The sequence below is a fragment of the Planococcus shenhongbingii genome (assembly GCF_030413635.1).
Taxonomy (GTDB): Bacteria; Bacillota; Bacilli; order Bacillales_A; family Planococcaceae; genus Planococcus; species Planococcus shenhongbingii.
Genome location: NZ_CP129235.1, coordinates 3,087,416 through 3,102,107 on the forward strand (window position 1 = coordinate 3,087,416; position 14,692 = coordinate 3,102,107).

The 14,692-nt window shown below is 42.7% G+C and carries 10 protein-coding genes and 2 pseudogenes; 4 read left to right on the forward strand and 8 right to left on the reverse strand.

Features of this window, described 5'->3' with window-relative positions; all coding sequences use genetic code 11:
- Positions 1-199: 199 nt before the first annotated feature.
- The 5 genes from QWY16_RS15030 to QWY16_RS15050 all read right to left on the reverse strand — a co-directional run bounded on the left by QWY16_RS15030 (position 200) and on the right by QWY16_RS15050 (position 4,049).
- A complete protein-coding gene (locus QWY16_RS15030; RefSeq protein WP_300990038.1) occupies positions 200-445 on the reverse strand; it encodes a helix-turn-helix domain-containing protein in 246 nt (81 codons plus the stop codon).
- A 321-nt stretch (positions 446-766) separates the two neighbouring features.
- Complete coding sequence (locus QWY16_RS15035) at positions 767-1,024, reverse strand: hypothetical protein (RefSeq protein ID WP_300990039.1); 258 nt, start codon at positions 1,022-1,024, stop codon at positions 767-769.
- A 189-nt stretch (positions 1,025-1,213) separates the two neighbouring features.
- On the reverse strand, positions 1,214-1,960 hold the full coding sequence (locus tag QWY16_RS15040; RefSeq protein WP_300990040.1) for an MBL fold metallo-hydrolase: 747 nt from the start codon (positions 1,958-1,960) through the stop codon (positions 1,214-1,216).
- A gap of 440 nt (positions 1,961-2,400) precedes the next feature.
- On the reverse strand, positions 2,401-2,559 hold the full coding sequence (locus QWY16_RS15045) for a hypothetical protein (protein ID WP_300990041.1): 159 nt from the start codon (positions 2,557-2,559) through the stop codon (positions 2,401-2,403).
- Between the two features lie 203 nt (positions 2,560-2,762).
- The gene (locus QWY16_RS15050) at positions 2,763-4,049 is read right to left on the reverse strand and encodes an ATP-binding protein (RefSeq protein WP_300990042.1); all 1,287 of its coding nucleotides are present in this window, start codon (positions 4,047-4,049) and stop codon (positions 2,763-2,765) included.
- 589 nt (positions 4,050-4,638) lie between these two features.
- Here QWY16_RS15050 and QWY16_RS15055 point away from each other — a divergent pair.
- Positions 4,639-5,091 (forward strand): annotated as a pseudogene (locus QWY16_RS15055) (SDR family oxidoreductase); the annotation flags it as partial.
- A gap of 167 nt (positions 5,092-5,258) precedes the next feature.
- Here the strand turns inward: QWY16_RS15055 and QWY16_RS15060 are convergent.
- Together QWY16_RS15060 and QWY16_RS15065 are read right to left on the reverse strand one after the other, a co-directional pair.
- A complete protein-coding gene (locus QWY16_RS15060; protein WP_300990043.1) occupies positions 5,259-9,617 on the reverse strand; it encodes an Ig-like domain-containing protein in 4,359 nt (1,452 codons plus the stop codon).
- Positions 9,618-9,646: 29 nt separating this feature from the next.
- Positions 9,647-10,000 (reverse strand): dynamin family protein, encoded by a 354-nt coding sequence (locus tag QWY16_RS15065; protein WP_300990044.1) that lies wholly within the window; start codon positions 9,998-10,000, stop codon positions 9,647-9,649.
- Positions 10,001-10,660: 660 nt separating this feature from the next.
- Here QWY16_RS15065 and QWY16_RS15070 point away from each other — a divergent pair.
- From QWY16_RS15070 to QWY16_RS15080, 3 genes and pseudogenes are all read left to right on the forward strand, one after another.
- Positions 10,661-12,172, forward strand: a complete 1,512-nt coding sequence (locus QWY16_RS15070) for a YifB family Mg chelatase-like AAA ATPase (protein ID WP_300993470.1) — start codon at positions 10,661-10,663, stop codon at positions 12,170-12,172.
- A 4-nt stretch (positions 12,173-12,176) separates the two neighbouring features.
- On the forward strand, positions 12,177-12,773 hold the full coding sequence (locus tag QWY16_RS15075; protein ID WP_300990045.1) for a transposase: 597 nt from the start codon (positions 12,177-12,179) through the stop codon (positions 12,771-12,773).
- 376 nt (positions 12,774-13,149) lie between these two features.
- Positions 13,150-13,293, forward strand: a pseudogene (locus QWY16_RS15080) (SDR family oxidoreductase); the annotation flags it as partial.
- A gap of 274 nt (positions 13,294-13,567) precedes the next feature.
- On the opposite strand, the gene galE reads toward QWY16_RS15080, so the two are convergent.
- Positions 13,568-14,611 (reverse strand): UDP-glucose 4-epimerase GalE, encoded by a 1,044-nt coding sequence (gene galE / locus QWY16_RS15085; RefSeq protein ID WP_300990046.1) that lies wholly within the window; start codon positions 14,609-14,611, stop codon positions 13,568-13,570.
- Positions 14,612-14,692 lie beyond the last annotated feature (81 nt).

Genomic DNA, 14,692 nt, shown 5'->3' on the forward strand with positions numbered 1-14,692 from the left:
TGACTCGGGTTTTGAAAGGCAAGGAAAAGACAATTATTCAAAAGAGCTGCCAGTCTCACCGGAGGTGTTTATCGTGAAAATATGTTTGTGGCTCTATCTTCCGCAATTGATGACTTGATTTTACGCATACGTGGCTCATTCATTATGCAATAATAAAATATTTACATATATTAATATTTCTTCCTTTTACCCAGAGCAATTATGGATAATTAGCTGGCTGCACGAAAACACAAAGACAGCCTTCGAAATCCGTTAATTTCATGGAAGGCGGTCTTTTGGCATTCATTTCAGTTGAATAATTTAAATTGTATCTTACACAGTGGCGCGATTTACTTATTCTTCGTATTGTACGTTCACTCACTTGGGCTTTTTCAGCTAAAGTCTCTTGTGATAAGCCCATTTCTTTTCTTCTGCCTCGAATAAGTGGGCCTATATCCGTATTCATTGCCGTTCCCCTCCTATATCAACTCTTACTATTATTTACTCTTATCCCTATATGATTGAACAGGACAGAAAAGCGGACAATTTTATGGCACTCCGCTTGAGTTAATGGAAATATGTTTTATGAAAGCAAAAAGCTATCTTCATACCGAAGATAGCGGATTCTTTCTATATTAACTAACACCATTTCTACTAATCGCCTTGATTCGCTTTTTTATAAACTCCTTCATGAAATAAGATTGAACCAGCTACGTTATTTTCAATAGAAGAGTTTGATATCAAAAAAGAATGCCCATATGGACACTCCTCATCTTACTTCTTTCACTTATTTAACCAATTCCACATATACCCCATCACTGCCATCTTCCCTAACTTCTTCCGAAAAACTCAAAGCCTGGTATCGGCTATGCAGCTCTTCATCTACTTCCCGAAAGACTACAGCTAAAGGACGTAATGCGATGTGTTGGTCTATTTCCGCAAGCTCCTTCATAATCCCTGATTTATTGGTCTCGAAGTATGCATTCACTTCTTTCAACTCGTCAGCACTTAATAGATCCTCAACAGCCTGAGTATTTAAATCCATAGTATCCTCCTTTTTCTCCTAATAAAGTATTTTGTAAATAATCAAGGAATCCCTCTGTAATTTTATTCCCCGAGCAGCTATAAAAAATGCTTTCTTTTTCCCTTATTGTGCTTTATGGTTCCTGGATGCGGATTTCCTTTATGCAATCGCTGAAAGGTCTTGTACATAGAAGCAAGGTTTTCTCCTCTCTTACTTTAGTTCTGTTTCAACAAAATTTACATTTGCTTCATGTCGGGAAATCAAGTGTGGGGGAATTGGCTGTCGCCGATAATAAGCTCGTTTATCACCAGACGTTAATTGGTAAAGATAAGCCAAATCGTCTTCGATTCGTTGGAGAATCTCCCTTTGAGAATTAAAAATAGGACGGCCGTGTCCAGGAATCAGCGTGTGGATATGATGTTCGGTTATTTTCTCTTTCATCATCTGCAAACTCTTGATGTATTCTTGGCTCGAATAAAAAATAAATGGAAATTCTAAATCTGATAAGACGTCTCCTGCTACAACAAGTTTGCGTTTCAGAAAAAAGGTAGCCATCATATCGGGGGTATGGCCTGGAATGGTCAAGAAATAAAGAGAATCATCTGAGGTCAACTTGGTGGTCTCCCCCACTATTTCTTCATCAATCCTTGGAAACTCAAGTTCTTTGTCACGTGCGACATACCACTGGAGATCAAAAGATTTCACTTTCTCAATTTGGTCTTTGCTTTCACTGATCTTGTGATGGCCCAGCGTATGCCCATATGAAAACTCGGAAAATCCAGCAATATGATCCCAATCCGCATGAGTGTAGATCAAGTTTAGCCGTTTGTCTGGAAGAGATTTTTTAATTTGTTCCAATTCATGAGGATAGTAGGTGGGGTCAAACAGGAAACACTCCTCCTTCCCCTCTATTAAAGTCGAGTTCGTTTGCCATAAGCAACTCTGGAAAATAATCATGAAAATCCCCTTTCCGCTACAAGTTGAACATTCTATCTTCCTATTAACCGCCTGTCTCTTTCGGTCAAATGAAAAGAAAGAGAGCGATGCTTTGTGCAAAATGCAAGTGACCACACTTCATCTATTCTTCTTCTCAGAATATCACAGGTTAGCGTATGCGTTCAAAATCCAACGAGCTAAATAGGGGGTTATCCACTAGGTGCGTCTCAATTATCACTATTTACTCTTCGCTATACACATGCGAAAGCCGCAGCCTGAAACCCTTACGGTTACTGGATGCGGCTTTTTCTCTATACAATTGTTGCGCATAGGCAGAATTGTTTTCAACACAGAGGCGCGACTTTTCAAACCAGCTTGTCAGACTTAACCGCTGTGAGGATTTTCTCTAAAAACTTCTCCGAAAATAAAAAAGCGCCCCCTTTAGGAGCTGCCTCACTTCCTTATTCCTTTTCTGCCAATTCTTCAATAAAACCCGTTTCTTCAAAAGCTCTGATGCCTTCTCGCAATGCTTTTGCAAACTCGTCCTGGCTTTTGAAAAAGATTACTTGGTTATCTATGGTGTGTGCTTCCGCAATGTTTACTTGATTTGTTCTGCTCATGTTCTTTACCTCCAAAAATCGAAATTAAAATATGTGTATCTACATCATTCCCTTTGAACTTAGCAATAAACATCTCTCGCTACACTTGCAAGCATTCCGCCAAGCACGAGCAGCACGGATACGGAAAGCAAAAAAAGTTCGAAAAAACACAGCCAGAAACTGGTGTGGTTCCTGGCTGCACTTGCTTCCCCGCTTGCCTTTATTCAACTCGACTGCTTTTCAGCTTCTACTGGACTGAATCGAGCGACAATCATGTCCTCTCCTTCACTGGAAAGAATCTGTAGCTGATCATAAATGGCATTCACCGTTTGCCATAGTTCTTCTTCTGTATCCGCAACGATGTTAAACCGGCCAAACATTTGGCCATAGGAACCGGTAACTTCTATTTGATCCCCAACGGTCCGGTTCAAGACCTGGGAAATCACCTCAGGCATCTCTATTATTTTCTCCAGTCCGATAATTTCCCTTATGGTTCCATTTCCCAGAAGAATGGGCAGGTTGCAAGAAGGCTGAGGAAGCCCGCCATTGTCGTATTTTGCCATATCATATTGATCGATTGGTTCGCCTACAGCAAAGTCAAGCATCATGCCCAGCAGATTAACGTTTGTCTGCTGTTCAATAATGCGATAATGCTGTTCCCCGCTTAAACGGAATCCCATTTCGTAAATGTAAAAGGCGCCATTTTCAAAAAGCGATTGGATAAACACAACCCCATTTTCAATCCCCATCCCTTGTATCATTTTTCGGATCGGCTGGTCCACTGTGTGGATAAACTGGTCTTGATGCCGGGATGGAAATACCATAGCAACCGGCAAAGGCGGATGCTCTTTGCTTTGTTGATGCACATGCCTGTCGACCACTGCCGTCAAAAGGACTTCCTTATTTTGAATCGTGTAAAACATCTGCACGCCATAAGAAGTATCGATAAAACGCTCTACAATCACTTTTCCTGATTTTGAAAAACCGATTGCTTTTTGATAGGCTTTGCTTACTTCCTCTTGGTTATAGCAGACTGTGATTCCCTGGCTGGCATAACTGTCCACCGGTTTGACAATGACCGGGAAGTCCAGGCCAGCTAGTGTTCCATCATCCATACTTCCGGCAAAAGGATACTCTTCAATGACAGGAACCCCATAGGCCCTGCAATACGCCTTGAATTTATCTTTATTCGAACAAATTTCCAGCTGCTCTTTCGTCGCATAAAAAGGCAGACCAAGCTTTTCACACAAGGCTTGGGCATTCCAAGTGTTCACGTCTTCAAACGCCGTAAAAATGCCATCCACTTTTTCTGCTTCAGCCAGCTCTGCCACTTCGCCGATTTCCGCTGTACTGACATCGTAGAATTTATCCGCATAGCTTTTTGCCGGAGATCCGGTTTCTTTGTCTATAACGATGGTGTAAAATCCCATCCTTTTGGCCGTTTCTACTACATTGACCATATGGCGGCTTCCACCCAGTATTAAAATTCTTTTCTTTTGAGTATTTGACATTCAAAAAGCCTCCTCAGGCGGTTAATAAAAGACGTATTTCGGTTTGCCGCCTTTTCCTTTTAGAGCTGTAAACTCCATCTTTTTTGGCAATTATATAAAACTTTATATAGAGGTGGTTCCAAGAATAAGCTATCTATTTACCTAGCAGAACAAATATTGACTAATCCTAATTTACCAGTACAAGCAGGAGGTGTCAATTTGTTTTCCGAATTTTTACATTATTTACTCATTAACTTTTTTCGATTGAAATTGCCTAAACGCCAAACCGCCATCGAAGCGGCACGACCGCCTATCTGGACAATGGCCGATTAGATTAAAATTCCGATTTCCTTTTCGCGATGAATAGGCTGAGGATTGCGGAACGAAAAAGCCGCGTGTGCGGAGATTTGAGCCATCCATTGCGGAGAATGAGGCCAGTGAGATGTTCCCTGTGTCCGGCACAATGAAGACTATTTATATTTTTGGATAAATATAGAAAAGATGGATCCGAAAACCTTTGCATTTTCTGGATACAGCTTCATTTGCATGCAATTGTCGTGAATAAACTGAATCGGGTCTGACACAGGCGCGCGAATTTACCACAAGAGCGTTTTCAATCAATGTCAACGGCGTGGTCTTTGGCACAAGCAGCTGCAGCACAATTCATCAAACAGAAGAGCCAAGGGAAAATCATCAACGCTTGCAGCATCGCAGGGCATGAATCCTCTGAAATGCTCTCCACGTATTCAGCGACGAAGCATGCCGTCAAATCTTTACTCATTCTTTCGCAAAAGAATTGGCGAAACACGATATCCAGGTCAATGCTTATTGTCCGGGTGTAGCTGGGACGGCCATGTGGGACCGGATCGACGAAGAAATGATGATGTACTATGACCATAGGCAGCCGGGCGATGCCTTTAAACAATTCTCTGGAAATATTCTGCTTGGCCGCCCTCAAGAACCGGAAGATGTCGCCAACTTGGCCTCCTTCCTGGCATCCGACGACGCGGATTACGTTACAGGCCAAGCTATTGTGACTGATCGCGGATTAGTGTTCAGATGATTGGTTAAAAGAAACTACCAGAAAATAATAGAAACACTGGATTCGCAATATCTCCGCGAATCCAGTGTTTTTTAGTATCCTATGAAATTAAGAAATAAAAATAAGAAATAAAAATAAGAGAATGGCTTCTCACCTAATGAAGAGCCATTCTCCTATTCATCTACAATTTAGTTTACTTTAACAGATATACCACCACTTTTATTTCCTGCTTTATCTTGCACATTCACTTTCAAAGTTGCACCTTTTTTCTGAGTTTTGATCTTTACGTTAAAATTCCCTCTGCTGTCAACTGTTCCTTGGCCAACCTTCGTGCTGCCATTGTAAATAAAGACCAACGCACTGATTTCCCCTTTTCCGGAAACTGCAGTTGACTTGCTCGTTACTTTGTTGACGGTTGGAGCAGGTGGCGGCGTTTTATCAATAACTTTTATGGTTTTGCTGCCGCTTTTGTTTTTAGCCGGATCCACTGCGTAAACACTGATACTGGTTCCTGCTTTTTGCTTCGCGATTTTAATGGTATATACACCATTCTTCGCTATCACTTCTCCAATTTTTTTGTTGTTAGCATAAGCATAAACGACTGCAGATGTTTCTGCTTTTCCTGTTAAAGCAGTAGAATTATCTGCCACAGTATTGATTGTTGGAATAACTGGTGCTGTCTTATCCAACACTTTGACAGTCTTAATCCCACTCTTATTTCCAGCTGCATCTATGGCATGTAAAGAAACGTTAAGTCCTGCTTTTTGTTTTGCAATTTTTATCGTATAAGCACCACTTTTGGCTACTGTTTCTCCGAGTTTCTTAGTCCCAATATAAGCATAGACTTTTGCATTTGTTTCAGCTTTCCCGGTAATCACTATATCATTGTCGTCTAATGGAGCAATTGTTGGTATGGAAGGAGCTGTCACATCTTTTACTGTAATTATTTTTTCTAGGCTTTTGTTACCTGCTTGGTCAATAGCCGTAAGAATTAATTTCGTTCCCGCTTTTTGCGACGGAATAATAATTTCATACGTACCATTTGCTGTAGCACTCCCTTTTCCAATAACCGCAGTTCCTACTCGAACTTGAACAAGCGAACCGGCTTCTGCTGTACCACTTAATTTTCCGGTTTTTTCTGTTGCATCATTAACCGTTGGAGCATTTGGTGCGGTTCCGTCTGTTACTCTGATTTCTTTAGGTAAGCTGGTATTGCCAGAAGCATCAACTGATACAACGATCAAATTTGTGCCAGCTACTTGCTTTGGTATTGCTACTGCATAGCTTCCTTTTGCATCTACCTTATTTTCTCCTAAAATTGTTGCACCAGACTTTACAACAATCGTTGTTGCAAGTTCCGCTGTCCCGATAAGGCTGATTGTTTGATCTGTTACCGCATTTACCATCGGGGCATTCGGAGCTGTAATGTCTTTTACAGTGACTTTGGTTTCCGGACTACTGTTACCAGCAGCATCCGTGGAAATAACAGAAAGAGTAATTCCAGGTTTTTGCTTGTTGATTACAATGGAATATATCCTGTCTTCCCCTGCTAAACCGCTGACAAGAATAGTTTGTCCGTCTTTCACAGTCACTTTTGTTCCAGTTTCAGCGTTACCCGTAACTATTGTTGATTGGTCTGTAATTTCTTTTACAGTCGGTGAAGCAGGAGCTGTCATATCAATTACCGTAATTTCTTTTACTTCACTCATATTTTCGGCAGCATCTGCAGCCTGGACCTTCAATACGGTTCCAGCTTTTTGTTTTGAAATTGCGACCGAGTATTTCCCTTCAGAAGTCGCTGTAGATTTCCCTAGTAATGCTTCCCCTTTCATAACCGTAACAACAGAGCCGGCTTCGGCAATTCCTGATACGCTTTCAGCTTGATCCGTGACTTCTTGTACGCTTGGAGGTGTCGGAGCTGTTGCATCTTTGACCGTCACTTCAGCTATTGGACTAACGTTTCCACCCAAATCAACAGCGGTCACACTTACTACTGTTCCAGCTTTTTGTTTTGGGATAATTACAGAATATTCCCCCTTTACATTAGTTGCTGCTTTTCCAATTGTGACGGATCCTGCCTTCACATGTATAACTGCTTCAGCTTCAGCTTGTCCCTCAACTGTTGTGGATCGGTCTGTCACTTCTTTGACTTCCGGGATAGAAGGAGGCATCGTGTCTAACAGGGTTATCTCTTTAATTTCACTTGTGTTTCCAGCTGCATCGGTAGCTGTAATCTGTAATTTCGAGCCGCCAGCTAATTTTGATATGCCAATAGTGAATTTTCCGTTTGAATCTGCAGTCGCAGACCCTATCCAATCCGTCTCCGTTTGCACAGTAATCGAAGAACCTATTTCAGCGGTTCCTGTTATGCTGTCAGATGAATCTGTCACTTCCTTCACAGTCGGTGCATCTGGAGCGGTTTTGTCTTTTACCACCACTTCTTTTACCTTGCTCGCATTCTCTGCAGCATCCATTGCAACCACACTTAAGGTCACCCCCGCTTGCTGTTTGCCAATTGGTACAGTAAAGTCTCCTGCTACTGTCGCATTGGCGTTTCCAATAACAGCAGTGCCTTTTTTCACCGTTACTAATGCACGGGCTTCTGCTTTTCCTGTTACCGTTATTGATTTGTCTGTCACTTCATTTACCGCCGGCACACCTGGAGCCGTCTTGTCTTTCACGCTGACTTGTTTTTTACCACTCATATTTTCACTGTTGTCGGTAGCCGTAACTTCTAGTTTCGTTCCAGCTGCTTGTTTTGGAATTTCAATTGAATATTTGCCATCACTGTCTGATCGGCCCTTTGCAATTTCAGCTGTTCCTTGGAAAATGGTGATAACAGCATCCGCTTCTGCTGTACCTGTCACTTTAGTAGAAGCATCGGTGACTTCGTCTACTATTGGAAGGTCAGGCGGAGTACCGTCTATTACCGTCACTTCTTTCGTATCCCCCATATTGCCGGCAGCATCTAATGCCCTAAACTCCAGCTTTGTACCGGCTTTTTGTTTAGGAATTTCCACCAAAAAGCTTCCATTCTCGTCTGCAAAACCAACAACTATTAAAGTATGCTCGGTTACAACTTCAATACTTGAACCCGGTTCCGCCTGGCCATTAATAACGGTATCTGAATCCGATACGGATCCAACTTCCGGTGCTCCTGGAGGCGTACCGTCCCTTACAATCAATGTAGCTTGCTCTGACCCATTGCCTGATGAATCCGTTGATGTGACGGCTATATAGGTTCCCGCTTCTTGTGCCGGCATGTCAAAATAAAAATAGCCGCCTGCATACACAGTCGCTGAACCCAGCCATCCGCCTTCTGCAAAAACATCAATGGTTGAATAAGGTTCTGCCCAACCGCTAATCACAGTAGAAAAATCGTATACCTCGTTTAGTTCAGGTTTTTCTGGCGGTGTCCTGTCTTTTTCTTTAACTACGAAATCACCTCCGGAAAGGTCTTCCCCCCACCAATGGACGGCATTGCTCCATAAGTATTGAGAATTGCTGTAAACATCATTCAACCAAACAAATTGCACCTTCCATTGTCCACTATCCAGTGCCGTATAGTAAGAAGGGATTTCTCCTTCATAAATGCTTCCATAAGTGTGATTTAGTTCGATAGTCATGTTATAGCCAAATGGACTGGTGAAATTAACTTTTACATTCTCAACTCCTGAGACATCTTCCACCACTGCAGTTACCTTTAGGGTTTCTTGGCTGTTCACTTCGGCTTTATCGATCGAAATGTTTCTTAAAATTGGTGAATCGGCTTCCGGTTTCACAGTGAAATTACCTGCATCCAGATTCCTATTACTGTAGTAGTCGTAATCATAATAGCTGCTGGCGTTATTATAAGAATCCCGAATCGTAATCCCAACACATTCAAATTCACCATTGAATAAACCTGATGTCATAAAACTTGGAATCTGCACTTGAAAACGGTTATTACCGACGTTTATTGCCGGTAATTGATAATAATATCCGCTGGGCGTCTTATAGTCCAAATACATACTTTGGATATCGCTTAAATCATCATACGCTTCAACAGTTACTGTCACATTTCCATTTTGTAAAACTGAAGAATTATCTACATATAAATTATCCAATTCTGGTCCAGTTGTATCTGCTGAATAGGAAGTGAAATTCCATTCATCAAACTCATAGGTGCCGCCTTCTGATTGATCCATGTAGAGCGCGCCACCTACTTGTTTCAACACCATAATGTTTGCAACCGTATACTCGCCTGCCGGTGATGGAAAAGTTCTCCCTTCGAATTCTCCTAAAGAATTTCGGTACAGCTGAGCAGCATTATAATTTCCATCAGGCATCTTATAGGACATTTGGATATGAGTAACTCTTGTACTGTCAGTTAACTTAATCTTTATCGTCTGATATTGGTTGGTTAGAATTTTCTTTTTCTCTATTTTAATATATTCAATTGCAGCCGGTGTGCTTGCTTCCACTGTAGCCGCACCTAGCCCTACAAAAAATAATAATGAAAATATAAAAACTAGTGCATACCCTTTGTTTCTTGCTTTTCTAATCATTGTTCTCTCCCATTCCCTATAGCTTAATATTATCCTGCCTCTATTTTCACTTTGAAACTAATAAGTTCGTTGTTCAATTCCTGATAAGCCATGCTCTTCTTTGAATCATCTATATATTGAGCAATTATTTTCTTTTCTGCACCATATGTTAACTTTGTGATGATGGCAGTAGCAGGTGTAATATCAGTCGTTAATACTTTTTCTCCTAAAAGTGCATTGATGAAAATAGATTTTCCCGCATTAAATTCTCCGCTGATCATAATCATTAAGTTGTCTTCTAAATCTTCTTTTAAATTTTTAGCCGACTTATGTAAATGGCGTGATTTTTCCTTTGCCTTTGTTTCTTCTCTGTTCTCTAATCCAACTAACGCTTTATCTTCCATGCTAATCTTCCATGCTATTTTAGACCCACCAATCTATGGTTATATAGTTATTAACATTATAATTACTTTCGAACTTATTTACTACTATTAATTTGGAAAATAAATACTTCTTTTATTTTTTTCAAACCAATTAATCTTAAACATTGTTATCAATCTTTTGTAGCTCATTCTTAAAATCAATATTTCTTCATTTCTAAAGAAGACATTTAATTTATTTCTTTTAAAGTTAATTTAGTTTGCGATATTCTTTTTTATCCATGATTATGGACGCAACAAAAAAAGGATAACCATCACTAGTTATCCTCAAAAGTGTATTTCTTATTCGTATCCGTTCTTGAAGTTTTATTAAACAGATAAAGCCGTGGTTTTTTCCGAAATCAAAGCTGCGGCCATCGAACTCACAAGAACTTCAATCTACTTCCTTTTACCCAGAGAACATGCCATCTTCATAATTAATCCCATTCTCTTTAATGTCCGCTCTGGAGATGAACTCCTCATCCAAATCCACTGAATCGTCCCCCTGACTTGGCGGTGCTTTCAAAATCCGGACGGCGGAATTAAATAAAAATTTAGACAATAGAACATTCATCTATTACAATTGGTTTGTATACCCATTCCAAGAAGAAAGAAGGGATTGAAATAAGTAATTACATTTACAGCGTGGGTATGAACGGCCTTACCGGCCAAGTGATCCAAGTCGAGGCAACGGTTCGTGAAGACAAGGAACAATGCGTCATTATCGGATTACCGGATGCATCGATCAAGGAGTCGCGTGAACGGATTTTGAATTGCTTGCATGCGCTTAAAGAAGACATTGACATGAAAAAAATCACCATCCACTTGTCGCCGGCAGATGTGAAAAAGCAAGGCACGTCGTACGACGCTGCGATGCTGCTCGCGGTGTTGCAGGCGATGGCGAAACAGCCGGTGAAGATTCCCGAGAAGACGTGCTTTATCGCTGCGCTGACTTTGAGCGGCCAGCTGACGACGTTCCACAGCATGATCCCGACAATCCACCAGGCGATTCTGCTCGGCTTTAAACGGATCTACATTCCACCCATTGAAATCTCCCTTTTTGCGCAAGCTGCGGATGTCGAATTGATCCGTATGCCGGACATGCCCTCTTTACTCTCCCATTTAAAAGGAACACCTTCCCTGTTTGACGAAGAGCTGACCTTGCTCCCACTGGAAACTGTTCATGAAGAAACCGAGAAAATCCCCCATATCTGCTTTTCAGCAATCCGCGGACACACGGAAGCCAAACGGGCGCTGCTGCTTGCGGCAGCGGGCGGCCATCATGTGCTGATGAGCGGTCCGCCCGGCTGCGGCAAGAGTTTGCTGGCGAATGCGTTCCATACGATTCTGCCGGATTTGGCACACGACGAAGTGCTGGAAGTGTACAGCATCTACCAGATGGCGAAGCAGGCGCGTTCGTTGTCGGAGCGCCCGCCGTTTCGCAGCCCGCATCACTCTTCATCCGAAGGGGCGATCATCGGCGGCGGCCGCTACCCAAAACCCGGTGAAATGTCGCTTGCCCACCGCGGGGTCCTATTCCTCGATGAACTCGGCCATTTTCCGCGGCGCGTCATCGATACGCTGCGCCAGCCGCTCGAGAGCGGCTTTGCGGTGGTGAACCGCGTCGAAGGATCCGATCAGTTCCCGGCGAGCATCAACCTGATCGCTGCGACGAACCCGTGCCCGTGCGGCTATTACGGCGCCCGGGATATGTATTGCAGCTGCGGGGATAAAGTCCGCTTAAAATACATGCAGAAAATCACCGGCCCGATCATCGACCGCATTGATTTTGTGCTGGCGATGAAAAGCCAGAGCGTCCTGGAACAAGCGTCCGCGGCGACGTCACAAGAACTGCGGGAAACGGTAACGGCCGCACGCAATCGGCAGCGCTTGCGCTACGGCGCCAATTACACGAACGCCATTGTGCCGGTCAAGCTGTTCGAGGAAAAAGTCGCGTTCAGCTCCGCCCAGCTGGCCCGGATTGAAGCGGCCAGTTTCCAGGAGAATTTGAGCAGCCGGGCGACCTTGAAAATCCTGCGGCTCGCCCGGACGATTGCCGATGTGCTGAACGAAGACACAGTGCCAGATGCAGCGGTGGACGAAGCATTGAAATGGAAGATCCAGGCTTCGCGCGTCCACAGCTCGCTGATGAGGTGAGCCAATGACACGAAAAAGGGATTTCAACCCCCATTCCTACTACCATGTCATCATGCGCGGCAACAACCGGCAGCCGATCTTCAAAACGAAAGAGGACATGTTTGAGCTCAAGCGCACGCTGCTGCATGTCCATGCCGATTATCCGTTTACCATGCTGGCTTATTGCTTTATGACCAATCATTATCATCTATTGATCAAACCGCTGCGGGATCCGCTGGATAAAATCATGCAGCGCATCAATAAGCGTTATAGCATCTCCTATTCGAAACGCTATGGGCATGTCGGCCAGATTTACCAAAAGCGCTATTTCGCTAAGGAAGTCGATTCACGGCTTGGCCTCTTGACCCTCAGCTCCTATATCCACCGCAACCCGATTGAGACGAAAGTACCGATGGTCGAGCGGTTGGAGTTGTATCCGTATAGTTCGTTCCCGCTTTATGCGGACGAGGACAAGCCTGCACCGCCATTTCTGGACCGGACGCAGCTGCGGCAATGGCTGCCCGAGCCGTTCGACCAGACGAATACCGCATACGCCGTGTATTGCCTGAGTTACCGGCAGTCCGCAGAGGAAGATCCACATGCGAAGCTGTTTGATGTTTAAGGTTTTCAAGGTGTGAAATGGATCCATCGCCGCTTTTCGTGAAAAAATGAAACAGCAACTCCGAGAATCTTATATTCTGGGAGTTGCTGTTTTTCACATTCATTTGCCATGAACTGTCCGAATTCTGCAGGAATGTTTCGAATCCGATGGTTCTGGGTTATTGGACATCTGGTTTCTGGTCTGACTGTTTCTCGCCCTTGTCCTTCTTTACTCTTCCACATTCCCCAGGGAAAGACACAATACATGACAATTTCGCTTTCTGTATACAAATCAAAAATCCATCCCCCTGAACCTTCTGTTCGCGGGAATGAATTTTCTTCTGCATGCAATTGTCGTTTATATTCAGAATTCTGTAGAATTGTTTTTTTCCCAGGGACGCGAATTTTCTATACTTGGCCGCCCTCATGAACCGGAAGATGTTGCCAACTTGGTCTCCTTCCTGGCATCCGACGATGCGGATTACATTACAGGCCAAGCTATTGTGACTGATGGCGGCTTAGTGTTCCAGATGATTGGCTAAAAGAAATTACTAGAAACTAATAAAAACGTCGAATTCGCGGTATACCTGTGAATCCGGCGTTTTACTATTTTGTCTTTCTGGTAAATCTGCGAAAGCCGCCCCCCGAAACAATTGCAGTTCCCAGGAGCAGTATTTTCTCCATATAATTGTCGTGAATAAGCGGAATCTTTTCGCACACAAAGGAAAGATTTAATCAATGGAATTCGCATCATTATAAGCTTGCTAAATTATTCATGCAGTAAATTTTGGATTTGTTAAGCATAGAATTACGGTTTTATTTATGCGCAGTAAATTTATAATTCTCTTTACCTTCATAACCGAGCGGATTCTGTTGCTGCCATTTCCAAGAATCTCTGCACATTTCTCCGATTCCTCTTTCCGCAACCCATCCTAGCTCAGTTTTCGCTTTCAATGGATCGGCATAACAGATAGCAATATCTCCCGGTCTTCTATCACTGATTCGATAAGGAATTTGCTGACCGCAGGCATCTTCAAATGCTGATACTATTTCGAGTACGCTATAACCCGTTCCAGTCCCTAAGTTATAGGCTTCTACACCAGTTGAAGACATCACTTTCTCCAACGCTTTTAAATGGCCAAGTGCGAGATCTACGACATGGATATAATCTCGTATACCTGTTCCATCCATTGTTGGGTAATCATTGCCGAACACTTGCAGTTCTTTCAATTTGCCCACCGCCACTTGTGTGATATAAGGCATCAAGTTGTTCGGAATCCCATTAGGATCTTCGCCGATTGTCCCGCTTTTATGAGCACCGATAGGATTAAAATAGCGGAGTAACGCAATACTGAATGAATCGTCTGTTACAAATAAATCTCTTAACATCTCTTCTACCATCAGTTTTGTTCTTCCATAGGGGTTTGTTGCACTTAATGGGAAATCTTCAGAAATCGGCACCTGTTCAGGAACTCCATATACTGTTGCCGAAGAACTGAACACAAGATTTTTCACGCCATATTCCTTCATGACCTCACAAAGTATCAACGTACCCGTAACGTTATTATGATAGTAATGGAGTGGCTTTGAAACAGATTCACCAACTGCTTTTAAGCTGGCAAAATGAATGACTGCCTCAATTTCATTGTTTTCGAATACCTTTTCGACACTTTTTCGCTCCAGCAAATTCGCTTCATAAAACAAAAAATCTTTCCCCGTTAGTTCTTTTACTCTATGTAACGATTCTGGTTTACTATTAGAAAAATTATCAAGAACCACAATCTCATATCCGGCATTCAACAATTCCACACAGGTATGGCTGCCGATATAGCCCGCTCCTCCAGTGATTAATATCGCCATTTGTACAATGCACTCCCATCTCTCTCTTTTCTTCCATTATACGTTAATTAAGAATCCTGCCATAGAAACTATTTCTTTTTA